16 protein-coding genes are annotated in these 23,530 nt (G+C 66.9%); all 16 read right to left on the bottom strand.

What is annotated here, in order from left to right; all coding sequences use genetic code 11:
• Positions 1-7: 7 nt before the first annotated feature.
• Entirely contained in the window at positions 8-1,249 is a 1,242-nt protein-coding gene (locus ACY34H_RS09250; RefSeq protein WP_464977199.1) for a glycosyltransferase family 4 protein, read from the bottom strand.
• Between the two features lie 160 nt (positions 1,250-1,409).
• The gene (locus tag ACY34H_RS09245; RefSeq protein ID WP_464977198.1) at positions 1,410-2,555 is read right to left on the bottom strand and encodes a glycosyltransferase family 4 protein; all 1,146 of its coding nucleotides are present in this window, start codon (positions 2,553-2,555) and stop codon (positions 1,410-1,412) included.
• 629 nt (positions 2,556-3,184) lie between these two features.
• Positions 3,185-3,577, bottom strand: coding sequence for a RidA family protein (locus ACY34H_RS09240; protein ID WP_464977197.1), 393 nt, complete (start codon positions 3,575-3,577; stop codon positions 3,185-3,187).
• 2 nt (positions 3,578-3,579) lie between these two features.
• Positions 3,580-4,752 carry an acyl-CoA dehydrogenase family protein gene (locus tag ACY34H_RS09235; protein ID WP_464977196.1) on the bottom strand — a complete coding sequence of 391 codons (1,173 nt, stop codon included), beginning with the start codon at positions 4,750-4,752 and terminating at the stop codon, positions 3,580-3,582.
• 1 nt (position 4,753) lies between these two features.
• Positions 4,754-5,608: an enoyl-CoA hydratase family protein gene (locus ACY34H_RS09230; protein ID WP_464977195.1), complete on the bottom strand. Its 855-nt coding sequence runs from the start codon at positions 5,606-5,608 to the stop codon at positions 4,754-4,756.
• Positions 5,609-5,664: 56 nt separating this feature from the next.
• A complete protein-coding gene (locus tag ACY34H_RS09225) occupies positions 5,665-8,061 on the bottom strand; it encodes an oxidoreductase (protein WP_464977194.1) in 2,397 nt (798 codons plus the stop codon).
• Entirely contained in the window at positions 8,058-9,689 is a 1,632-nt protein-coding gene (locus ACY34H_RS09220) for a benzoate-CoA ligase family protein (protein WP_464977193.1), read from the bottom strand. The genes ACY34H_RS09225 and ACY34H_RS09220 overlap by 4 nt, the downstream gene beginning before the upstream one ends.
• A gap of 104 nt (positions 9,690-9,793) precedes the next feature.
• Positions 9,794-10,495: a response regulator gene (locus ACY34H_RS09215; protein ID WP_464977192.1), complete on the bottom strand. Its 702-nt coding sequence runs from the start codon at positions 10,493-10,495 to the stop codon at positions 9,794-9,796.
• A gap of 71 nt (positions 10,496-10,566) precedes the next feature.
• Positions 10,567-14,826: a hybrid sensor histidine kinase/response regulator gene (locus tag ACY34H_RS09210; protein ID WP_464977191.1), complete on the bottom strand. Its 4,260-nt coding sequence runs from the start codon at positions 14,824-14,826 to the stop codon at positions 10,567-10,569.
• A gap of 16 nt (positions 14,827-14,842) precedes the next feature.
• Positions 14,843-16,012 carry a patatin-like phospholipase family protein gene (locus ACY34H_RS09205; protein WP_464977190.1) on the bottom strand — a complete coding sequence of 390 codons (1,170 nt, stop codon included), beginning with the start codon at positions 16,010-16,012 and terminating at the stop codon, positions 14,843-14,845.
• A gap of 133 nt (positions 16,013-16,145) precedes the next feature.
• Positions 16,146-17,972, bottom strand: a complete 1,827-nt coding sequence (gene ggt, locus ACY34H_RS09200; protein WP_464977189.1) for a gamma-glutamyltransferase — start codon at positions 17,970-17,972, stop codon at positions 16,146-16,148.
• Positions 17,973-18,041: 69 nt separating this feature from the next.
• Positions 18,042-18,815, bottom strand: a complete 774-nt coding sequence (locus ACY34H_RS09195; RefSeq protein ID WP_464977188.1) for a 3-hydroxyacyl-CoA dehydrogenase — start codon at positions 18,813-18,815, stop codon at positions 18,042-18,044.
• Positions 18,816-18,891: 76 nt separating this feature from the next.
• Positions 18,892-19,485, bottom strand: a complete 594-nt coding sequence (locus tag ACY34H_RS09190; RefSeq protein ID WP_464977187.1) for a hypothetical protein — start codon at positions 19,483-19,485, stop codon at positions 18,892-18,894.
• 141 nt (positions 19,486-19,626) lie between these two features.
• Positions 19,627-21,780 carry a sodium-translocating pyrophosphatase gene (locus tag ACY34H_RS09185; RefSeq protein ID WP_464977186.1) on the bottom strand — a complete coding sequence of 718 codons (2,154 nt, stop codon included), beginning with the start codon at positions 21,778-21,780 and terminating at the stop codon, positions 19,627-19,629.
• 206 nt (positions 21,781-21,986) lie between these two features.
• Positions 21,987-22,643: an adenylate kinase gene (gene adk / locus ACY34H_RS09180; protein ID WP_464977185.1), complete on the bottom strand. Its 657-nt coding sequence runs from the start codon at positions 22,641-22,643 to the stop codon at positions 21,987-21,989.
• 123 nt (positions 22,644-22,766) lie between these two features.
• On the bottom strand, positions 22,767-23,516 hold the full coding sequence (gene kdsB, locus ACY34H_RS09175; RefSeq protein WP_464977184.1) for a 3-deoxy-manno-octulosonate cytidylyltransferase: 750 nt from the start codon (positions 23,514-23,516) through the stop codon (positions 22,767-22,769).
• Positions 23,517-23,530 lie beyond the last annotated feature (14 nt).

Below are 23,530 nucleotides of genomic sequence, written 5' to 3'. Positions count from 1 at the left end.
GATTGCCTTAGCGCACTCCCATCCCTGCGTAAAGGTCGAGCATTCGTTCGCGATAACGAATATCGGTGAAATCCTTTTCCATCCAGGCGCGCGCCGCTTTTCCCATGGCGGCAATTTGGGCGGTGCTTTTCCCGGAGTACTCGCGCAAGACCCTGGCCAGGTCCTCCACGTTCCCGCTCTGGAATAACTCACCGGTTTCACCGCGCCGCATCAGTTCGGGGATACCGCCAATTTGTGCGCCAATCGCGGGCCGCTCCAGCGCATACGATTCCATGACGCTCATGGGTGCGTTTTCATACAATTCGGATGGCAATACGGTAGCGCGGGAAGTCCTGATCGCATTGAAGAGTGCCTCGCCACTCTGGTAGCCCAGGAATTCGACATCGGCATTCAGCGAATGGGCGAGTGCCTTGAGATTCTCTTCCTCCGGACCGGTACCAATGATGCGCGCCTTCACGCCGGCCATTGCCGCGGCGCGGATGAAGGTACCCAATCCCTTGTCGGGCCCCAGCCGGCCTGCAAACGTGAATGCCTCGCCCGGATCGCCGCCTGGCACGAGTGCGGCGGTATCCACGAAGTTGGGAATATAGAAGAAGCGCTCCCTTTCGTAACCCCATTCGACGAACTTCTCGATAAAGAACTTACTGGGCACGACAAAGCGATCGACATTCTTCGTATAACTGCCGAGAGCCCGATTGACCACCGTTTCAGCCAGCGCAATGGCACTGATCACGGTTGAACCCTTCACGCAGCGATTGGAAAGCACGTTCCAGACCTTGCCGCCCTTGCAGCGCTCGCAGATGCCGTCATGCGTCAGCATCTTGTAGGAAGGACAGGCAATCTTCAGATCATGCAGCGTGAGGACGGTAGGAACCCCTTTCTGCTTCAATGCCCCGAAGATCGACGGCGAAATATGATGATAGACATTGTGCGCATGAGCCACATGGGGACGCGCCTTGTCTACCAGGGCACCGATCTTCTTCCTGGCCTCCAGGGAGAAGATGACTTTTTGCGCCATTGCCATTTTTTCAGGGAGCGAATAGGAATTTCCAAATTCGATCTCGTCGACGAAATAGTCTTCCCATTCCGACTTGAAATTCTTCGCATGACGCATGGCGAAGGGAATGACTTCCCAATCAACATCCTTGAAAAGACGATTATGCTCGAGAAAAACAACTTCCGCTCCACCGCGGCGATAATAATAGTTATTAATCGAAAGCAGACGGCGCGATGAGTCAGGCTTGTTCATCACGATTCCGTCCCTGCCAGCTGCAACAGCATATTCTTCAAAATCAGCTTCCTCTACGAGCGCAAATCGATGCGCATTTTCGAATTCTCGTGTCTTTATTCATCCAGGATGCGTTGTCACATCCTGGACGAAACTCATCATTGCAATACTATGAAATCACTTACGCTTTGTACGACAGTGCTTTCGGGAATGTCAGGACTTCCGAATAGACATCCAGCGTTTCGCGCGCAATGGTAGTCCATCGATAAGACTCGGCAACATGCTGCTGTATTGCAGCAATCGTTGTCGCATCGCGCGGCGCGATGGCTTTGGCACGCAACTGGAGAGCCAGTTTCTCCACATCGCCGGTAGGATAAAAATCGATACCAGGGTTTTGCACTTCGAGATTGGCCGGGATATCGCTGGCAATGACCGGCAATCCATAACTCAACGCTTCAAGCAGGGCGATCGGCAGCCCCTCATGGGACGAAGGCAGGACGAAAATCCCCGCATGGGCATAAAGTTCGCGCAGCGCCAGTCCGGACTGGAAACCCGTGCAGACCACATTGGGCGTCTTCGCCGCGGACTCCAGTACCGAGCGGGTATAGTCGTCCGGGTGATCGGAAGCTCCGACCAGGGCCAGTTTCCAGCCATCCAGGCCGGCCCGTGCAAATGCCTTGATGAGATCGAGGTGGCGCTTTTCCGGGACCAGGCGGCTCACCAGCAGTACGTATTTGCCTGGCTGCAAGCCAAACGAGTTCAGCGTGCCTGTCGTCCTGGGCATCTCGGGCATCGTCACGCCATTCGGAATCAACGTGCTGTCGCGGCTGTATTTTTCCATGACCAGCGAACGAATCACGTTGGAAATGACGATCCGGCGGTTTGCAAAGCGCATGCCGAAGCGTTCACCAAGACGAAGGATGGTTTTCGCGGAACGTCCCCATTTCTGGCGGTCATAGTCCGGGCCATGATGCGTTACCACGACACGCAGACCCAGCATGCGCGCGACCGGCGTCAGCAGCGCCGGCCCGATAGCATGGATGTGCAGGATATCGGGCCGGCGTACTGCGGCATACAGCACGCCGATCAGTGTGTGCACGATCGCTTCGAGACTCTTCTTTCGGGGAGCCCACAGTCGCGTGAAGGAAATGCCTTTCCAGACCGCAGGGTTATCGCGCGGTTGGTAGCTGTCGCGTACCACGACTTCCACATCGCATCCCATCTCGATCAGTTCGGAGTACAGATGTTCCGCGTGGGTCTCGACGCCGCCCTGGACTTGCGGAAAACCACGCAGCCCCAGCACCATCACTGAAATTTTTTTATCCATTTGCATCCCGGCAATATGCCTTTTCGAAGGCGTTCCCAGGGCGTCCGGCTACCCGAGAAAACAAGAATTTTTAGCAGCGCATTGTAAACTAGACAAGACTAATGTCAATATCGTATTGATGAGCTGGCCAAACGCCACCCACCGGCTACGCGGCGCCAGAGAGCAATAAATGCACGGACATTCTATACATTTATTGCAACAAAATGATGACGATCCATCGCCGGGATGTCGCGTGGCCCGACTGTGGCCCGCCCCTCGGCTCACGCGAGTTGCGAATGCATTCCAAAGGCGGACTGGATTGCCTATATCGCACAGCGAGCGGCCTGCAATGCCCGGAAAGCAATTGGCGGGACCGGCTGTCATGATGTTGTGAAGACTTCGCCGGATGCACGGCGACAGCATGGAATGAACAACACCACGACCGAACACGGCGAGCCCGAAATACGTCGATGCCATGCATGCCTGCTGCGGAATCTGCCTGGTCAGAGGATCCAGGCACGGAGTGAATATTTCCGTTAGTGGCTTAAGTATAACATCAGCAGCGGCCCGCCCCGCTTGCGTGCGCGTCATGGCCGCCCCTCGCCACCGGCACCGATCGCCACGACGTCGATTGCCATTGTCGTAACCCGCTATCCCGGCACCACCGCCGTCGCCTCGATTTCCACCCGTGCACGCGCTTCCATCAGGCCGGCCACCACCACGGCCGACATCGCCGGATAGTGAGGCCCGATCACATCCCGATACGCGGCGCCGATGGCACGCTGGGCCGACAGGTATTCGTCCCGGTCCACCACGAACCATGTCATCCGCACGATGTGCTCCGGTCTTGCTCCCCCTTCGGCCAGCACCAGGACGATGTTCTGCAGCGCCTGGCGCACCTGGGCGGAAAAGTCGTCGCTGTCGAATATCCCCTCGGCATTCCAGCCCACCATGCCGCTGACACACACCATCCGGCCACTGGCGGCAATGCCATTCGAGTATCCCTTCGGCCGTGGCCAGCCGGGCGGCTGCAATATTTCCATCGTCAACGCTCCATGGACGAAGCACGCAGCAGTTCGCGTGCAATGATCAGCTGCTGCACCTCGGTCGCGCCCTCGTAGATGCGCAACGCGCGGATCTCCCGGTACAGCCGCTCCACCATTTCGCCGCTGACCACGCCCTGCCCGCCAAACAGCTGTACCGCCGCATCGATGACCTGCTGCGCCGTCTCGGTCGCGGTCATCTTCGCCATGGCGGCTTCCTTCGTCACACGCTGGCCGCTGTCGCGCAGCCACGCGGCGCGGTAAGTCAGCAGCGCCGCGGCATCGATACCGGTCGCCATCTGCGCCAGCTTCGCCTGCGTCAGCTGGAAGTCGGCCAGCACGCGGCCGAACATCGGGCGCGACGCGGCACGCGCCAGTGCCTCGTCCAGTGCGCGCCGGGCAAAACCCAGCGCGGCGGCGGCAACCGAGGTACGGAACACATCGAGCGTGGCCATCGCCACCTTGAAACCCTGCCCCGCCTCGCCGACCAGGCTGCCTGCCGGAATCCGGCACCCATCGAAGCGCAGCCGCGCCAGCGGGTGCGGCGCAATGACATCGATCCGTTCGGCGATCGACAGGCCCGGCGCATCGGCATCGACGATGAATGCACTGATGCCGCGCGCGCCGGGCGCTTCGCCGGTACGCGCGAACACGAGATAGAAATCGGCAATGCCGCCGTTCGAGATCCATGTCTTCTCGCCATCGAGCACGAAATGCCCGCCCTCGCGCACCGCCGCGCAGGCCATTGCCGCCACATCCGATCCGGCTTGCGGTTCGGACAGCGCGAACGCCGCGATTGCAGCGCCCCGCGCCACGCGCGGCAGATATGCCTCTTTTTGTCCTGCACTGCCGAACAGGCTGATCGCGCCCGAGCCGAGCCCCTGCATCGCGAACGCGAAGTCGGCCAGGCCGTCATGCCGCGCCAGCGTCTCGCGGATCAGGCACAGCGCACGCGTGTCGAGAGCCTCGCCCATGCCGCCATATTGCGTACCGCCGACAGCGTACCGCAGCCAGCCCGCGTCGCCCAGGTGCCGCACCAGTGCGCGGCATGCGGCATCCACGTCGGCGGAATGGGCGCCGCCCAGGTGCGCGGCCGCCCATGCATCCAGCTCCCCTTCCAGTGCGCGGTGGCGCGGTTCGAGGAACGGCCAGTCCAGGTATGCCTTGTCCGCCATGTCAATCTCCTTCGAAAGCGGGCCTCTGCTTCGCCACGAACGCGTGGTAGGCCCGGTGGAAATCGTTGGTCGCCATGCAGATGGCCTGCGCCTGCGCCTCCGCCTCGATCGCTTCGTCGATGCCCATGTTCCATTCCTGCTGCAGCATCTTCTTCGTCATGCCGTGCGCAAACGTCGGGCCGCGCGCCAGGCCAAGGGCAATCGCATGCGCGGCATCGGCCAGCGCCTCCGGCGCGTGCAGCGCGTTGAAGAAACCCCAGCGCTCGCCTTCCACGCCGGACATCGAACGACCCGTGTACAACAGCTCGGCCGCGCGACCCTGCCCGATCACCCGCGGCAACAGCGCGCAGGCACCCATGTCGCAACCGGCCAGGCCCACTCGCGTGAACAGGAAGGCGGTCCTGCTGCGCTCCGTGCCGTAACGCATGTCGGAAGCCAGCGCCAGCATCGCGCCGGCACCGGCGCAGACGCCGTCGATCGCCGCGATGACCGGTTGCGGGCAGGCGCGCATCGCCTTGACCACGTCGCCCGTGAGCCGGGTGAATGCCAGCAGGCCGGGCATGTCGAGCTGCGTCAGCGGGCCGATGATCTCGTGCACGTCGCCGCCCGAGCAGAAATCGGCGCCGGCGCCGGCGATCACCACGGCCTTCACGTCATCGGCATGGGCCAGCGCGCGGAACAGGTCGCGCAATTCGGCATACGATTCGAATGTCAGCGGGTTCTTGCGTTCCGGCCGGTTCAGCGTGACCGTGGCCACGCCTTCCTCCACCGCGAACAGGAAGTGGCGTGCCACGTGGCCGGCCAACAGCGCGCGGTGGCCCGGCAGCGCATGCGGCTGCCCCTGCAGGTATTTCATGTTTTTCTCTCCTTGCGGGCATCCGGGTGCCCTGTCATCCGTACTGGCTTGCGCCGTCATTCCTGCCGCTGCCGTTCCAGGTTGCGCTCCAGTTGCCCCTTGCCGGCCAGGTATTGCCGCGGCCACGGCATGGCGCGGTAGCCGATGCGCGCCGCCTCCGCCAGCGTCCATGCCGGGTTGGCAAGGTGCGGCCGGCCCACCGCGCACAGGTCGGCGCGGCCGGCGGCAATGATGCCGTTGGCGTGGTCGGCTTCATAGATCGCGCCCACGGCGATCGTGGCGATGCCTGCCTCGTTGCGCACGCGATCCGCGAACGGCGCCTGGTACATGCGTCCGAACACGGGCCGCTCGCGCTTGCTGACCTGGCCGGACGAGCAGTCGATCATGTCCGCCCCGGCATCCTTGAACAGCCGGGCGATGCGCACCGCGTCATCCGGCGTGATGCCGCCATCGACCCAGTCGTGCGCCGAGATGCGCACGCTCATCGGCTTGTGCGCCGGCCAGGCGGCACGCATCGCCGCGAACACGCGCAGCGGGAACCGGCAGCGGTTTTCAAGGCTGCCGCCATACATGTCGCCGCGCCGGTTCGTCAGCGGCGACATGAACGATGACAGCAGGTAGCCATGCGCGCCATGCAGTTCCAGCCAGTCGAAGCCCGCCTCGTGCGCCGCCTGCGTGGCACGCACGAAGTCGGCCTCGATGCGGTCCATGTCGGCGGCACCCGCTTCGCGTGCCACTTGCGAAACGCCTTCCAGGTATTGCTGCGGCGATGCCGATACCAGCGGCCAGTTGCCATCGTCCAGCGGCTGGTCGATACCGTCCCACATGGCGCGCGTGGAGCCCTTGGCGCCCGCATGGCCGAGCTGGATGCCGATCTTCGCATCGCTCGTCGCATGCACCGTATCGACGATGCGGCGCCACGCCGCGGTGTGCCCTGGCTCGTACAGGCCAGGGCAGCACGGCGTGATGCGCGCGTCGGCCGAGACGCACGTCATCTCCGCCATGACCAGGGCCGCCCCGCCGACCGCGCGCGCGCCCAGGTGCAGCAGGTGCCAGTCGCCGACCAGCCCGTCGACGGCGCTGTACTGCGCCATCGGCGAGACCACGATGCGGTTCTTCAGCACCAGGCCGCGCACCCGGAACGGCGTGAACATCGGCGGTATCGCGCAATCGTCCGGCGGCTTCACTCCGGCTTGTGCAAAGGCGCGCAGTGCAAACCAGCGCTCGTAGCCAGCCACGTAGCCGCGGTCGCGCATGCGCAGGTTTTCATGGGACAGGCGCTGGCTGCGCGCCAGCATCGCATAGGCGAACTGCGGCGCGTCCAGCGCGGCGTAGCGCTGCACGTTCTCGAACCACTCCATCGAATTGCGCGCCGCGCTCTGCAGCTTCAGCACCTCGACCGAGCGCTCCGCTTCGTAGGCGGCCAGGGCCTGCCGCAGATCGCCATGCCCGTCGATGCAGCGGGCCAGCGCGATCGCGTCCTCCAGCGCCAGCCTGGTGCCGGAACCGATCGAAAAATGCGCCGAGTGCGCCGCATCGCCGGCCAGCACGACCGGTACGCATGGCAAGCGGTCATTCCAGTGCACCCAGCGCTCGCACGCGATGCGTGGAAAACGCAGCCACATGCCCGAACCGCGCAGGTGCGCCGCGTTCGACATCAGCGGATGGCCTTCCAGCCGTTCGGCGAACAGGCGCTCGCAGAACGCGATCGATTCCTGCTGCGTCATGTGTTCCAGGCCGGCGGCGCGCCATGCGCTTTCCGGCGCCTCCACGATGAACGTCGACATGCCGGCTTCGAACTGGTAGATGTGGGCCTGGAACCAGCCGTGCTCGGTCTCGCGGAAGTCGAACGTGAACGCATCGAAGTTCTTCGTCGTACCCAGCCACACGAAGCGGCACCGCCGCGATTCGGCCTGTTGTTCGGGCTGTTGTTCGGACTGTTGTTCGGACTGTTGTTCGGCATGTTGTCCGGCCGGCGCTTCCACCTGCGGTGCGAAGCTGTCCGCATGGCGCGAGCGGATGCGGCTGTTCAGGCCGTCGGCGCCGATCACCAGGCCGGCACCGTAGCGCGCCGCCAGTGCCTGCTCGTCGGCCGCGTCCGTCTCGAATACCAGCTCCACGCCGAGGGCCTCGCAGCGCCGCTGCAGGATACCGAGCAGGCGCTTGCGGCCGATGCCGGCAAAGCCATGGCCGCCGGAACGCATGCGCTCCCCTTTGAAGAAGACCTCGATGTCGTCCCAATGATTGAACGCGGCAAGGATGTCGCGCGCCGAAGGCTCGTCGGCGGCCAGCAGCTTGTCCAGCGTCTGGTCGGAAAACACGACACCCCAGCCGAACGTGTCGTGCGGCCGGTTGCGCTCGACGACGACGACGCGCCGCGCCGGATCCGCCTTCTTCAGCAGCAATGCGGCATACAGGCCGGCCGGGCCGCCGCCGATGCACAGAACGTTCATGGCTGGCGCAGCCGGAAGCGCTGCAGCTTGCCGGTCTCGGTGCGCGGCAGCGACGTGGCGAACACCACGCGGCGCGGGTACTTGTAGGGCGCAATCTGGGCCTTGACGAAGTCCTGCAGTGCGGTTTCCAGCGCGGCCGTGGCGTCATGCCCGGGCCGCAGCACCACATGCGCCTCCACGACCTGGCCGCGCGCGTCGTCGGCCCTGCCGACGACGCCGCACTCGGCCACGGCCGGATGGCGCAGCAGCGCGTCCTCCACTTCCGGGCCGGCGATGTTGTAGCCGGCCGAGACGATCATGTCGTCGGTGCGTGCACGGTAGTGGAAGTAGCCGTCGGCATCCATCTCATAGGCGTCACCGGTGAGGTTCCAGCCGTTGCACACGTAATCGTTCTGCCGCGCATCGGCCAGGTAGCGGCAGCCGGTCGGCCCTTTCACGGCGAGCCGCCCCACCACGCCGGGCCCCACGGGGTTGCCCTGCGCATCGAGCACGCAGGCGCGGTAGCCGGGTACCGGCTTGCCGGTGGCGCCCGGGCGCACCTCGCTCCCCGCGGCGGAGATGAAGATATGCAGCATCTCCGTCGAGCCGATGCCGTCGATCATGGCCAGCCCCGTCGCCCGTTGCCAGGCCTCGCGCGTGGCCGCCGGCAGCGCCTCGCCCGCCGACACGGTCTCGCGCAGGCTCGACAGGTCATGGCCGGGCGCCAGCGCCGCCATCTGCCGGTACATGGTCGGTGCCGTGAAACACACGGTGGCGTGGTGGCGTTCGATCGCCGCCAGCAGCGTTTCCGGCGTCAGCCGTTCCAGCAGCACGGCACTTGCGCCCACCCGCAGCGGAAACAGCAGCAGGCCGCCCAGGCCGAAGGTGAACGCCAGCGGCGGCGTGCCGATGAACACGTCCGATGGCTGCGTGCGCAGCGTATGGCGCGGGAAACAGTCGCAGATCGCCAGCACGTCGCGATGGAAATGCATGGTCCCCTTCGGAACGCCCGTGGTACCGGAGGTAAAGCCGATCAGGCAGACGTCGTCGGCCGCCGTATCGCAGGCGGCAAACGTAGCCGGGGCCTGCGCCATCAGCGTTTCCAGCGTTTCCAGCGCTTCCTGCGATGCCTCCACTGCGCCGAAATACACGACGGGCGGCAGGTCCGGCACCGCGTCCAGGTCGGCGCGCAGCGCCGCGGCGCACAATACCGCGTTCACGCGCGCCTTCGCCGCGATCGCCGCCAGCTCGCGGGTACGCAGCAATGGCATCGTCGGCACGGCGACCAGGCCGGCCTTCAGCACCGCGAGAATGGCGGCAGCCATCAAGGGCGTATTGGTGCCGCGCAGCAGCACACGGTTGCCCGGCACGAGGCCCATCGGCCCGCGCAGGACATTGGCGATGCGGTCGACGCGCTCCTGCAGTTGCGCGTACGTCCAGCGTTCGGTTTCACTGGCCAGCGCCATGCGTGCGCCATCGCCGGCGGCCACGTGGCGGTCCAGCAACTCGGCAACGCAGTTGATACGGGATCGGTAATGCAGCTCCGGCAGGTCGAACACGAGTTCGGGCCAGAGTTCGGCGGGTGGCAGGTGATCCCGCGCGAACGGATCGGCGTGCGCGCTGGCGGTGCCTTGCGTGGAGTGGTCCATGATCGCCTTGTCGTGGAAGGGTGGACTGCCCACTTACTTTAGGCCCAAACGCACCATGGCACAAGCAGCCGTGGAACCGCGCGGCGAGGCGGCCGGCGCCGGCTTCACGCGCTCAGCCGCCGGGCCTGGCGGCGCACGGCGTCGCGCACCGCGGCAAGCATCGGCGCCAGCGCGGCCGTGTTCGCGGGCAGCGCTGCCAGGGCCCCGGCCGCGCCAGTCAGCCCAAGCGTGGCGCAGCCGCCGCGCAGGCGCTCCAGCCGCGCCGCGGCCTCTTCGCGCTCGCCACGCAGCAGCAGCGTTTCCAGTTCCGCCGCCGCGGCCAGCAGTTGCGTCTCAAGGCCCGCCAGGTAGGCAGCCAGGCGCCCGGCGTCGATGCCGAGCCGCGCCCGCGTGGCCGCCGGTTCTTCGGCTTCAAGCGCAGCCGGTAGCGTGGCTTGCGGCGGTGCGGCCAGCGCATCGAGCTGCGCGCGCACCTGCGCCGGCTCGAACGGCTTGACGATGTAGCCGGTGGCACCGGCCCGGGCAGCCTGCTCCACCGTTTCGTGATCGTTGGCGGAGGACACCAGCACGAATGGCAACGCGGCCAGGCCGGCATCGCCGCGTACCCTCTGCAGCAGTTCCAGGCCGGACATGCGCGGCATGCGCATGTCGCAGAAACAGGCCGCCGGGCGCAGGCCGGCCTCCAGCTGCCGCCATGCGTCGGCGCCATCTTCGGCTTCGGCGATGTCGTAGCTGCCGCAGCTGTCGATCAGGTGCATCAGCATCATCCGCGACACGACGTCGTCGTCGACTACCAGTACTTTCATGACTCTCCCTCTTCGCTCCATGCCGGCGGGTGGCGATTATAACGACTGGCAGCGCGCACGGGAAACGCCGGTCATGCGGTGCGTCCGCCCTCGGCCGGGGCCAGCATCCGTCCCAGCATGGCGTGCAGGCGCGGCAGCTTGAGCCGGATCGCCGGCCACAGCGCGCGGTCGGCGGCGCGTTCCAGCTCGGCGCACAGCGCCTGCAGTTCCGTCTCCTGCAGGTAGGCGGCACTGCCCTTCATGCCGTGGAACAGCCGGCCGGCCGCATCGGCATCGGCGGCGGCCAGGGCCGCGTCCAGCTCGTCCAGCTTGCGCGGCAGGTCGGCCATGAAGGCATCGCGCAGCCGCAGGCGCAGCGCGCTGGCCGCGCTGGCTGCGTCAGCCGGCAGCCCTGCCGCCGGCTGGCCGGTATCGACACCGAACATCGCATCAAGTTCCGCCACGCTGGGGCGCGGCGCCGCCTGGCGGGAAGGCAGCACCGGCAGCGGGTCGAGCACCACGCCGCGCGCCAGCTGGCGCTCGATGGCACGGGCCAGCTGCAGGTGCAGCGCATCTTCGTTGACGGGCTTGGTCAGGAAGTCGTCCATGCCGGCGGCCAGGTAGCGGCTGCGGTCTTCTTCGCTGGCGTTGGCCGTCAGCGCCACGATCATCAGGTCGCGGTCGCACACCGGAGCGCCGGCCGGCCCGCCGGCGCGAATCGCCCGCGTGGCCGTGGGGCCGTCCAGTTCCGGCATGCGGCCATCCATCAGGACCAGGTCATAGCGCGTCTGCGCGCACGCGGCCACCGCCAGTGCGCCGTTGCCGACGATGTCGACGCCGTGCCCCATGTCCTCCAGCATCACGCGGATGATGATCTGGTTGGTCGGGAAGTCTTCCGCGCACAATACCTTCAGGCGGTGCGTGTGCGGCGTGCGCGCCACCTGCGGCGCCAGCGGCGGCGGTACGCCCTCGCACAGCGGCACCGTGAAGCAGAACACGCTGCCGGCACCGGGCGTGCTGTGCGCGCCGATCTCGCCGTCCATCAGGTCCACCAGCTGGCGGCAGATCGCCAGGCCCAGGCCGGTGCCGCCGTAGCGCCGCGTCGTGGTGGCGTCGGCCTGCTCGAACTTCTCGAACAGGCGCGGCAGCTCGGCGGGCGGGATGCCGATGCCGGTATCCTCGACCGTGAAGCGGATCAGCGCGCAACCCGCTGAACTGCTGCCCGCTGCATTGCTGCCTGCTGCATTGCTGCCCGCTGCGCTGCCCTCCCCTGCACTGCCGCCGGCGCGCGCCACCCGCAGCGTGACGTGGCCGCGCTGCGTGAACTTGAAGGCATTGCCGACCAGGTTGACCAGCACCTGGCGCAGCCGGGTCGGATCGCCGACCACGAAGTGCGGCAGGTCGCGCGCGTAATCGATGCGGAAATCCACGCCCTGGGCGGCGGCCTGTTCCTCGAACAGGCTGGCCACGTTCTCCACGGTGGCGGCCAGCGCGAAATCGATCTTCTCCACCGTCAGCTTGCCCGCTTCGATCTTGGAAAAGTCCAGCAGGTCGTTGATGATCGACAGCAGCGACTGTGCATTGGCCTGCCCGCGCTCGATCTGCTCGCGGGTGACCGGCTGCAGCGCACGGTCGCGCAGCGCGAAGCCCAGCATGCCGATCACGCCAGCCAGCGGGGTGCGCATCTCGTGGCTCATGTTGGCGAGGAATTCGGACTTTTGCCGCGTGGCGTCCTCGGCGCGCTGCGCGGCATGGCGCAGGCGTTCGTCACGCTGTTCGAGTTCGCGCTTTTGCTCGATCAGCAGGCGGTTCTTCATTTCCACCTCCGCCGTGCGCAGGCTCACCTGCTGTTCCAGCCGCAGACGCTGGCCGCGCAGCACGCGCATCCGCGCGCGGTACAGGCCGAAGCCGCCGCCCAGCAGCACCAGCAGCGCCAGCGAACGGAACCACCAGGTCTTCCACACCGGCGGCAGGATCGTGATCGCCAGCGCGGTCGGTTCGCCCCACACGCCATCCTTGTTGGCCGCCTTCACGCGGAACATGTAGCGGCCCGGATCGAGGTTGGTGTAGGTGGCGAAGCGCTTGCCGGCGCCGGTGCTGACCCAGTCGCGGTCGAAGCCTTCGAGCTGGTAGGCGAAGCGGTTGTTCTGCGGCCAGGCGAAATGCAGCGCGGCGAATTCGAGCGAGAAGACCGAGTCTTCGTGATCGAGCGTCAGCGCGCGGGTCGCCTCGATGGCACGCTGCAGGATCACGTCGCCGTCGGGCCGCGCGGCACCGGGGCGCACCGACTGGTTGAAGATCTGGAAGTCGGTGATCGCAACGACCGGCGCGATGCCGTTCGGGCGAACCGCGGCCGGGTCGAACGCCGTGATGCCGTTGAAGCCGCCGAAGTACAGCGTACCGTCCGGCGCGGCGAATGCGGCGCCGTCGAAGTAGGCGCCCTCGATCGTGCCGTCGGCGCCGGAGTAATTGCGCACCCGGCCGGTGGCCGGATCGAGGCTGGACAGCCCGCTGTTGGTCGACAGCCACAGCCTGCCCTGGCGATCCGGAAGGATCGCCGCGATCGCATCGTCGGCCAGGCCATCCTGCCGCGTGTAGCGGCGGAACGAAACGCCGCCGGCGGTGTGCCGCATCCGGTTCAGGCCCGACGCGGTACCGACCCACAGCGTACCCTGCGCATCCTCGTGCAGGTAGTGCACTTCGTTGTGCGACAGGCTGCCGGGATCGCGCGGATCGTGGCGGAAATGGCGAAAGCGCCCGGTGCTGCGGTCCAGCAGACCCAGGCCGTTGAACGTGCCCACCCACAGGTTGCCGCGACTGTCCTCCAGCACCGGACGGACGGTGTCGTCGGCCAGGCTGGCGGGGTTGTCCGGATCATGCCGGAACGCGCGCATGGCGCCGCCAGCCGGATCGATCCGGTACAGCCCCGCCTTGCTGGAGACCCAGATCATGCCGGCGCGGTCGCCGAACACGTAGCGCACCGTGTCGAGTTCGGGATTGCCGCGCGAGAGCAGCAGCGGTCCGAAGCGGCCTTCGCGCGGATCGAACGTGCGCACGCCGGCGCGGCTGCCCACCCACAGCGTGCCGCCGGGCGTGCGCCACAATCCCGTCACGTTCGCGTCGCCGCGGCCGTTGCCGGCCTGCGGCAGGGTGTATAGCCGGGCCGTGCCGCCGACCGGGTCGTACAGGCTCAGGCCATGGTCGTTGCCGACCCATAGCTTGCCGCCGCCGGCATCGGCGATGGTGCGCACCCGGTAGTCGCTCAGCGTTCCCGGCTGGTCGGGATTCTTCACCAGGCGGGCAAAGCCGCCGCTGGACAGGTCCACCCGGCTGACGCCGTTGAACCAGGTGCCCACCCAGAACGTGCCCACGCGGTCGCGGAACAGCGCCGACACATAATCGTCCGCCAGGCTGTGCGCATCGCCCAGCTCATGCCGGTAGCCGAGGAACTGGCGTGCCTCCGGATGCCAGCGGAACAGGCCATCGTTGCGCATGCCCACCCACACGGTGCCGTCGACATCCTGGTACAGGTTCATCACGGTGCCGGCCGGCAGGCCCGCACTGTCGGGCAGCCGCTCGCGCCGCGGCGCCACGGCCGGCGCCGCCAGGCGCCAGTGCTCGATACCGGCGTGCGTGCCCACCCACAGCGTGCCATCGCGGTCGGCCAGCAGCGACTGCACCGCAACGGGACGCGTGCCATCCGGGCCCGTGACGGTGAAGCGCGTCATGCCGGTGATTCCCGGCGCCAGCAGGTCGACGCCGGCCGAAGTGCCGATCCACAGGCGGCCGGCGGCATCGCGCGCCAGCGCATTGACCTGGTCATGCGACAGGCTGCCGGCATCGTCCGCCGCATGATGATGGATCGTGAAGCGCCCGGTCGCCGGATCGAGGCGCTGCAGGCCGTCCGAGGTGCCGATCCACAGGCCGCCGGCGCCATCGTCGACGATGGCGCGTATGTGCCGGTTGCCGTTGCCGCGCTGCTCCGGTTCCACCGGCCGGTAGTGCGTGAAGCGCTGCGTCAGCGGATCGAACAGGTCCAGGCCATTGTCGGTGCCCACCCACAGGCGCCCGGCCGGATCGACGTGCAGCACACGCACCCAGTTCTGCGACAGGCTGTGCGGATCGGCCAGCGCGTGCTGGTAGGTCACGATGCGGTAGCCGTCATAGCGCGCAAGCCCGCCCTGCGTGCCGAACCAGATGAAGCCCTGGCGGTCCTGCGCGATCGCCAGCACCGATTCCTGCGGCAGGCCATCCTGCACGCTCAGCTGTTCGAAACGCAGCGAGCGCGGTGGCGCGGCGGCAGCCAGGCCGGCCAGCAAAAGCAGGCACAGCAGAAGAAGGCGCGCGCTCATGCTCATCGTGGCGCCCTCAATGGCCGAAGAAAGCCAGCACGTCGGCGCGCCGGGCGTGGGTATCGCGCTGGCCCAGGCGGATCAGCTCATTGGTGTAGCTGGACTCGAACAGCAGGTAGGACGCCAGCGCGGCGCCGCGCGCCTCGGTCGCGCCGATCCCGGACAGCATCGCGCGGATCGGCGCCGGCAGGCTGCCGACGTGGCGCGAAGCGATGTCGTCGAGCCGCTCGGAAGGCGCGATCACCAGCAGGTCGACGGGTCGCAGCGGCGTTTTCTCCAGCAGTTCGGCGGGCAGCATCGACAGCGTGTTGTTGATGCGGTTCAGCCGTTCGATATCCATCGCCAGGCCGTCGAGGAAGATCGACGACATCGCATGGCCGGCGATCTGCGCCAGACTCGGATAGCGCGCGTTGGCGCCGCCGTTGCGCGCCGTCTCTGTCAGCCGTCCGGCGCCGACCACCAGCACTTTCGCCGCGCCCAGGTGGATGGCCGGCGAGATCGGCGCAAGCTGGCGCATCGATCCGTCGCCGCAATATTCGCGCTGCCCACCCACGTACAGCGGGGTGGCTGGAAAAATGAAGGGAATCGCCGACGATGCAAGCAGGTGCTCGACGCCGATCTGGTCCTGCAGCGCGGTGCGCTGCATGCGGATCCACGGCGCGATCTCGGCGGCGGTCTGGTAGAACGTGATGTGCTGCCCGCCGGTGTACGACGATGCGGTGACGGCCAGCGCATGCAGCAGCCCTTCCTGCAGCACGCCATCGAGGCGCGGCAGGTCCAGCATGCGGTGCAGCAGGCTGACGAGCGGCGTATTGTCGAGCAGCGAGGCCGGCGGCGCCGCGCGCCATTTGCGCAACAGCCAGCCGAACGACAGCAGCGACAGCCAGCGCGCGCCGGAGCGCAGCACGCCCAGCGAATCGGCGCGGTACACCTGCTCGACGGTAATGTGCGACCACACGTCCATCAGCTTGGCCACGCTCTCGCCGAAATTGTCGGCACGGCAGGCCAGCGCCGTGGCATTGATGGCGCCGGCCGAAGTACCGCAAATGATCTGGAACGGGCTGCGCGCCGGCGCCCAGCCCTCATCCCACAGGATTTCCGCGATCGCCTGCAGTACCCCGACCTGGTAAGCGGCCCGTGCCCCCCCGCCTGTCAGGATCAGGCCGGTCTTCTTTTTCATGCCCATTGATGTCCATTCCCATCTCGCAAGGGTAACACGGCAGGAAGCGCCTTTGGGCAGGCGCCGGCGGTGCCGGCCCGGGACTGGTGCGGGGTGGAATGTGTGCGGGACAGGTGCCGGCATGGCCGGCGCGCGGCAATCAGTCGCCGCGCACGATGCCTTCGCGCCGCGGATCGGCGCCGCCAAACCACACGTCGCGTCCGCCCTGCCGCATGCGCCCGATGCCCTGCAGCCCGGAGTTCTGCTCGAACTCGCGCACTTCATGGCCTTTTGCTCTCAGCTGCGCGATCACGTCGGCGCCGATACGCCCCGCTTCCAGTTCGGTCGGCCCGTTGCGGCTGCCGAAATTGGGCAGGCTGATCGCCTGCTGTACATCCAGGTTCCAGTCCAGCGTGCCCACCAGCACCTTCATGACGTAGTTGATGATCGACGAGCCACCCGGCGAACCGGTGGCCAGTACCAGCTTGCCCGGCCCGCCGTCCGCCGTGCGCTCGAACACCAGCGTGGGCGACATCGCACTGCGCGGGCGCTTGCCCGGCTGCACGCGGTTGGCGATCGGGCCATTGTCATCGGCGGCATCGAACGAGAAGTCGGTCAGCTGGTTGTTCAGCATGAAGCCCGCCACCATCTGGCGCGAACCGAACGCGTCTTCCACCGATGTCGTCATCGACAGCCCATTGCCGTACTGGTCCACCGCCACCAGGTGCGACGTCGACGGCCGGTCGAGTGCCGTGTCCGTGCCCCATGCCACCTGCATCCCCTGCGGCGTGCCGGCCGGCGCGCTGCCCATCGACTTTTCGCCGATCAGCGCCGCGCGCTGCGCCAGGTAGCCTTTGTCGAGCATGGATGCGATGCCCTTGCCCGGCAGCGGCACGAAGTCGGTGTCGGCCACGTAGCGGTTGCGGTCCGCGTAGGCCAGCCGGCCCGCTTCGGAAAACAGGTGGATGGCTTCTGCATCGACCTTGCCGGCCAGCGGCGGATGCGCGGCGATGGCCGTGCGCTCGAGGATGCCCAGCATCTGCGCGATCGCGATGCCGCCGGACGATGGCGGCGGCGCGCCGCACACCTTCCACTTGCGGTAGTCGGCGCAGACCGGATCGCGTTCCTTCGGCCGGTAGTCGGCGATATCGCGCGCTGTCAGCAGGCCCGGGTTGGTCGGGTGGTTCGCCACCTTGGCGGCGATGTCGCGCGCAATGCGGCCCGTATAGAAGGCATCGGCGCCGCCGCGGGCGATCTCGCGCAGCGTTTGCGCCAGCGCGGGGTTCTTCAGCAGGTAGCCGACCGGGCGCGGCTCGCCCTTGTCGTCATAGAAATAAGCCGCGGCCACGGGGTCGCGCGGCAGGCGCTTGCGGTCGTACGTCAGCAGCGCGTTCAGGCGCGGACTGACCTGGAATCCCCGCTCGGCCAGTTCGATCGCCGGTTCGAACAGTGTCGCCCAGGCCAGCTTGCCGTGCTTCGCGTGCACCATGGCCAGCATGCGCACCACGCCGGGTGCGCCGGTCGAGCGGCCACCGACGATGCCCTGCTCGCGCGACATCGGCCTGCCATCCCTGTCCAGGAACAGCCTTTCGCTCGCCGCCATCGGCGCGGTTTCACGGCCGTCGTAGGAATGCACTTTCTTGCCGTCGTAGAGCATCAGGAACGCGCCGCCGCCGATGCCGGACGACTGCGGCTCCACCAGCGTCAGCACCATCTGCGTGGCGATCGCCGCGTCGATCGCGCTGCCACCCGCCTTCAGCATCCGGTAGCCCGCTTCGGTGGCCAGCGGATTCGCCGCCGCCACCATGTAGCGCTGCGCGAAGACGCCCTGCTTCTCGGCATAGCCGGTGGCGATTTCCGGGGCGCGCTGCAAGGTGGCCGGGGCCTGCACTTGCGTCTGCGCTTGCGCCTGCGCCAGCGCGGCGGCGGGGCACGCCAGTGCCGCGGCCAGCGGTATGCCCAGAGACCATGAATAAAGTCGGGTCATCGGTTCTCCCTGAAATGCAAAACGCGCGAACGTGTCGCGCGTTGCGTTGAATAATGCACGAATGCTACTCTATTTCGGCTGCATCCGTATCGCACCATCGAGGCGGATCGTCTCCCCGTTCAGCATCACGTTCTCGATAATCGCCCTGGCCAGGTGCGCATACTCGGCCGGCTTGCCCAGCCGCGGCGGGAACGGCACCATCTTGCCGAGCGCCTGCTGCACCTCGTCCGGCATGCCCAGCAACATCGGCGTTTCGAAAATGCCGGGGGCGATCGTCATCACCCGGATGCCGCTGCGCGACAGGTCGCGCGCCATCGGCAGCGTCATGCCGGCCACCCCCGCCTTCGACGCGGCATAGGCGGCCTGCCCCATCTGGCCATCGAACGCGGCAATCGATGCCGTGTTGATAATGACGCCGCGTTCGCCATGCTCCAGCGGTTCGAGCCGGCTCATCGCATCGGCCGCCAGCCGGCACATGTTGAACGTGCCGATCAGGTTGATGCCGATCGTGCGGGTGAAGGCATCGAGCGGGTGCGGGCCGTCCTTGCCGACCGTTTTCGCCGCGGGTGCCACGCCCGCGCAATTGACGATGCCGCGCAGCGCCCCGCCCTCCCGGGTGCCCAGCGCCTGGGCGGCGGCCACCACCGCCAGGCCATCCGCCTCCTGCGTCACATCACAGCGCACGAACCGGCCGCCCAGCTCGAGCGCCAGCCGTTCGCCGGCCTCCACCTGCAAGTCCGCCAGCACGACCTTGCCGCCCGCTTCGGCCAGCGTGCGTGCCGTGGCGGCGCCCAGCCCGGACGCGCCGCCCGTGATGATGAATACGTTGTCCCTGATCTGCATGCCGTCTCCCTGGCTTACGTGATTGAATGTACGTTGACGTTTACGTAAGCGTCAACTGACGGCATTGTAGCGTCAATCACATGCAACGGACAAAGCCTCCCACGGTCGTGCAATGCCGGCCCGCCGGGCTGCGGGTGACGCCGGTGCCGCCCTGCTGGAACGTGGTGCCGGCGGCATCGCGGCACACGCCGCCGACACAGGTAGCGGGCGTTGGCCGGGTCGGCGTCGGCGTGGCGAACGCGCCTGGTGCCGGACTGGTGTAGGGCGATGGATTGACGGCGGGCGAAGGATTGACGGCGGGCGGTACCGGCGCGGCAGGATACGGCGTGCGCGGCTCCAGCGTTGCGGACGGCAGCACTGGCCGGGGTTCCGGCGTGGTATCGGGAATGCCGATGTGGCTGCCGCCGTAGTCCTGTCGCGGTACCGGCCGTCGCGGCATCGGCCGCTGCGCCGGGGCCGTGCGGCAGGGCTCGATCTCGAGGCTGCGGCCATCGGCACCGAGCCTGCAGACAGGCAGCCGGGCATAGGCCGCGCGCTCGGCGGCGGCGTCCTGTTGCGCGCAGGCGGGCACCGGCAACAACATGGCGGCAAGGATGGCGGCAGGAATGCCCGCAAGCGCAGGCAAGGCGCGTGCAGGCGCGCTGAACGCTGGCAAATTCAGCGCGGACAAGCTGAATGCGGGTAGACGGAATGCAGGATGGAACGGTGGCATGGCGGCCTCCACGGCGAAAGCGCGTACCCATGATACGCCGCGCCGGCCGGCCCCTGCCACACTGCTGCGCCGCCGGGATCGGCAGCGCAGCCTTGCCGCTCAGCGCCGCGCGGCCGGCTCCGCCGGCAATGCCTGCGGCACGCCGGTGGCCACGTTGTGCTGCGCCTTGACGCGGGCCTGCACCGGCTCGGGCGTGACGGCCAGCCAGCCCGTCGCCGGCAGCAGCGGCACCAGCAGCAGCGCGACGATGTTGATGATCTTGATGAGTGGATTGACGGCGGGTCCGGCCGTGTCCTTGTACGGGTCGCCGACGGTATCGCCGGTCACGGCGGCCTTGTGCGCGTCCGAGCCCTTGCCGCCGTAGTTGCCGTCCTCGATGTATTTCTTGGCATTGTCCCAGGCGCCGCCGCCGGTCGTCATCGAGATCGCCACGAACAGGCCGGTGATGATGGTTCCCATCAGCATTCCGCCCAGCGCCGCAGGGCCCAGCAGCATGCCGACCAGGATCGGCACGATCACCGGCAGCAGCGACGGCACGATCATTTCGCGGATCGCCGATGCCGTCAGCATGTCCACCGCCTTGTCGTATTCCGGCTTGCCGGTGCCGTCCATGATGCCCTTGATGTCGCGGAACTGGCGCCGCACCTCGACCACCACCGCGCCCGCCGCGCGCCCCACCGCTTCCATTGCCATCGCGGCGAACAGGTAGGGAATCAGGCCGCCGATGAACAGGCCCACGATCACCATCGGGTTCGACAGGTCGAAGCGGATGTCGATGCCGCGCGACTCCAGCGCATGGGTATAGTCGGCGAACAGCACCAGCGCCGCCAGGCCGGCGGAACCGATCGCATAACCCTTGGTGACGGCCTTGGTGGTATTGCCCACCGCGTCCAGCGGATCGGTGATCGCCCGCACCGATTCGGGCATGCCGGCCATCTCGGCGATGCCGCCGGCGTTGTCCGTGACCGGCCCGTAGGCATCGAGTGCCACGATGATGCCGGCCATCGACAGCATCGACGTGGCCGCGATGGCGATGCCGTACAGCCCGGCCAGCTCGAAGGAAACCAGGATCGCCACGCACACCGCCAGCACTGGATACGCGGTGGATTTCATCGACACGCCCAGCCCGGCGATGATGTTGGTGCCGTGGCCGGTCGTCGACGCTTCGGCGATGTGACGCACCGGCTTGAAGTCGGTGCCCGTGTAGAACTCGGTGATGTACACCATCAGCCCGGTCAGCACGATGCCCACCACCGTCGCGCCCATCATCTGCCAGCGCATGTCGTAGTCGTCCCACACCAGCCAGGTCACGATGGCGAAGCCGATCAGCGACAGGATCGCCGCCCACCACAGCCCGGTGTACAGCGCCGACATGATCTTCTTGCCGGGCTTGGCCTTGACGAACAGGCAGCCGACGATCGACGCCAGGATCGACACGCCGCCCAGCAGCAGCGGGTAGAGGATGGCGTCCTGCGGCGCATCGGCGATCATCAGCGCGCCCAGCAGCATCGTCGCGATCAGGGTCACCACGTAGGTCTCGAACAGGTCGGCCGCCATGCCGGCGCAGTCGCCCACGTTGTCGCCGACGTTGTCGGCGATCACGGCGGGGTTGCGCGGATCATCCTCGGGAATGCCGGCCTCCACCTTGCCGACCAGGTCGGCGCCGACGTCCGCGCCCTTGGTGAAGATGCCGCCACCGAGGCGGGCGAAGATCGAGATCAGCGAAGCGCCGAACGCCAGCCCGATCAGCGGCTTGATCACGTCGTGATGCGTCAGGTTCGGGGCCGGATACGCGCTGCTGGCGAACGCCGTCAGCATGCCGTAGAACAGCGTGACACCCAGCAGTCCCAGGCCGACCACCAGCAGGCCGGTGATCGCGCCGCCCTTGAACGCCACGTTCAGCGCTTCGTTCAGGCCGACCGTTGCCGCCTGCGCCGTGCGCACGTTGGCCCGCACCGACACGTTCATGCCGATGAAGCCGCAGGCGCCGGACAGCACAGCGCCGATCAGGAAGCCCAGCGCGGTCTGCACGCCGAGCAGCAGGAAGATGACAACCAGGAGAATGATGCCGACGATGGCGATGGTGCGGTACTGTCGCGCGAGATAGGCACTGGCGCCCTGCTGGATCGCCGCCGCGATTTCCCCCATGCGCGCGTTACCGGCGTCCTGCGCCAGGATCCAGCTGCGCGAGTACAGCCCGTAAATCACCGCGATGACGCCGCATGCCACCGCAAACCACAGACCTGCTGCCATATGTCCCCCCTTTGTGAACCAGCGTTGTCGAATGGAGCAAATCGGACTTCATCACGCCGCGCGGCACGGCCTGGAGCCTGCGCGGGCGCTTAACGAAACGATGCAAACGAAACGATGCGAACGGAATCTTGTGGAATCTGATTCGGTGCGGCCAAAAGGGGGCCGGCAAAAAAAAACGGACCGTGCCGGTCCGTTTTCGTGTTTCCTTATTCCGCCAGCGCGGCGAACGCGCGGTCGCGGATCTGATCGACGGCTCCGACACCTTCGATCTTGCGGTATTTCGGAGCTTCCGTGGCGCCCGATTTGGCCCACTCGTTGTAATAGCCGAGCAGCACTTCGGTCTGGTTGTGGTAGACGTCCAGGCGCTTCTTCACGGTTTCGGCCCTGTCGTCGTCGCGCTGCACCAGCGGCTCGCCGGTGATGTCGTCCTGGCCATCCACCTTGGGCGGGTTGAACTTGACGTGGTACACGCGGCCGGAGCCGGGATGGCAGCGGCGGCCATCCATGCGTTCGATGATCTGTTCGTCCGGTACGTCGATTTCCAGCACGTAGTCGATCTTCACGCCGGCATCCTTCATGGCGTCGGCCTGCGCGATCGTGCGCGGGAAGCCGTCGAACAGGTAGCCATTGGCGCAGTCCGCTTCCTTCAGGCGATCCTTGACCAGGCCGATGATGATGTCGTCGGACACCAGTTGTCCGGCATCCATCACTTTCTTGGCTGCCAGCCCCATCTCGGTACCGGCCTTGATGGCGGCCCGCAGCATGTCACCGGTCGAAATCTGGGGAATGCCGTACTTTTCCTTGATGAAGTTGGCCTGGGTGCCCTTGCCGGCGCCGGGTGGTCCTAACAGAATGAGACGCATGAAAATTCCTAAAACGATTTTAATAATTTGATGGTAGGTAGGCAGTTAGTGACGAAACTTACCACAAAACGCCGGCCGAACGCCACTTCGGGAGGCCGTTCGACGTGCAAAAACGCCAAACGCTCAACCGAAATGAGCGCGCACCCGTTCCAGGTCTTCGGGAGTGTCGACGCCGGGCGCCGGTGCCGCGTCGGTGACGTGCACGGCGATAGGATGGCCGTGCCACAGCACGCGCAACTGTTCGAGCGCTTCGATGGTCTCGAGCGGCGACACTTCCAGCTGCGGATAGGCCTGCAGGAAATCGTTGCGGTAGGCGTACAGGCCGATGTGGCGCAGCGGGACATAACCGCCGGGAAGGACATCCTTCGACTGCGCGAACGCATCGCGCGCCCACGGTATCGTGGCGCGGCTGAAGTACAGCGCGCGGCCGGCCTTGTCCAGCACTACTTTCACCACGTTGGGATTGAAGGCATCGGCTGCATCGTGAAGCGGATGCGCGCAGGTGGCCATCACTACGCCGGCATCGATGCGCGCCGCGCAGGCAGCGAGCAATGCCGGGTCGATCAGCGGCTCGTCGCCCTGCAGGTTGACCACCACCGCCTCCGGCGGCAGGCCGAGCGCACGCGCCACTTCGGCGATGCGGTCGGTACCGGACGGATGATCGTCGCGCGTCATCAGCGCTTCGATGCCGTGCGCGGCGCAGGCCTCCAGGATCGACCGGTGGTCGGTGGCGACGACGATGCGGCCGGCGCCGCACAGGGCGGCACGCTCGGCCACGCGCACGACCATCGGCTTGCCGGCCAGGTCGGCCAGCGGCTTGTTCGGCAGCCGGGTCGATGCCAGCCGCGCGGGAATGATGACGGTAAAGGTCACGGTGTCTCTTATGG

It is taken from the genome of Pseudoduganella sp. jia 9, from assembly GCF_055502615.1.
Note: the sequence above shows the minus strand (reverse complement) of the source record. Positions and strands in the feature narration are given on the sequence as shown.

Excerpts from the sequence above, each read along its gene's own strand:
- ACY34H_RS09250 (WP_464977199.1), bottom strand. The coding sequence starts at position 1,249 with ATGAACAAGCCTGACTCATCGCGCCGTCTGCTTTCGATTAATAACTAT.
- ACY34H_RS09245 (WP_464977198.1), bottom strand. The coding sequence starts at position 2,555 with ATGGATAAAAAAATTTCAGTGATGGTGCTGGGGCTGCGTGGTTTTCCG.
- ACY34H_RS09240 (WP_464977197.1), bottom strand. The coding sequence starts at position 3,577 with ATGGAAATATTGCAGCCGCCCGGCTGGCCACGGCCGAAGGGATACTCG.
- ACY34H_RS09235 (WP_464977196.1), bottom strand. The coding sequence starts at position 4,752 with ATGGCGGACAAGGCATACCTGGACTGGCCGTTCCTCGAACCGCGCCAC.
- ACY34H_RS09230 (WP_464977195.1), bottom strand. The coding sequence starts at position 5,608 with ATGAAATACCTGCAGGGGCAGCCGCATGCGCTGCCGGGCCACCGCGCG.
- ACY34H_RS09225 (WP_464977194.1), bottom strand. The coding sequence starts at position 8,061 with ATGAACGTTCTGTGCATCGGCGGCGGCCCGGCCGGCCTGTATGCCGCA.
- ACY34H_RS09220 (WP_464977193.1), bottom strand. The coding sequence starts at position 9,689 with ATGGACCACTCCACGCAAGGCACCGCCAGCGCGCACGCCGATCCGTTC.
- ACY34H_RS09215 (WP_464977192.1), bottom strand. The coding sequence starts at position 10,495 with ATGAAAGTACTGGTAGTCGACGACGACGTCGTGTCGCGGATGATGCTG.
- ACY34H_RS09210 (WP_464977191.1), bottom strand. The coding sequence starts at position 14,826 with ATGAGCGCGCGCCTTCTTCTGCTGTGCCTGCTTTTGCTGGCCGGCCTG.
- ACY34H_RS09205 (WP_464977190.1), bottom strand. The coding sequence starts at position 16,012 with ATGGGCATGAAAAAGAAGACCGGCCTGATCCTGACAGGCGGGGGGGCA.
- ggt (WP_464977189.1), bottom strand. The coding sequence starts at position 17,972 with ATGACCCGACTTTATTCATGGTCTCTGGGCATACCGCTGGCCGCGGCA.
- ACY34H_RS09195 (WP_464977188.1), bottom strand. The coding sequence starts at position 18,815 with ATGCAGATCAGGGACAACGTATTCATCATCACGGGCGGCGCGTCCGGG.
- ACY34H_RS09185 (WP_464977186.1), bottom strand. The coding sequence starts at position 21,780 with ATGGCAGCAGGTCTGTGGTTTGCGGTGGCATGCGGCGTCATCGCGGTG.
- adk (WP_464977185.1), bottom strand. The coding sequence starts at position 22,643 with ATGCGTCTCATTCTGTTAGGACCACCCGGCGCCGGCAAGGGCACCCAG.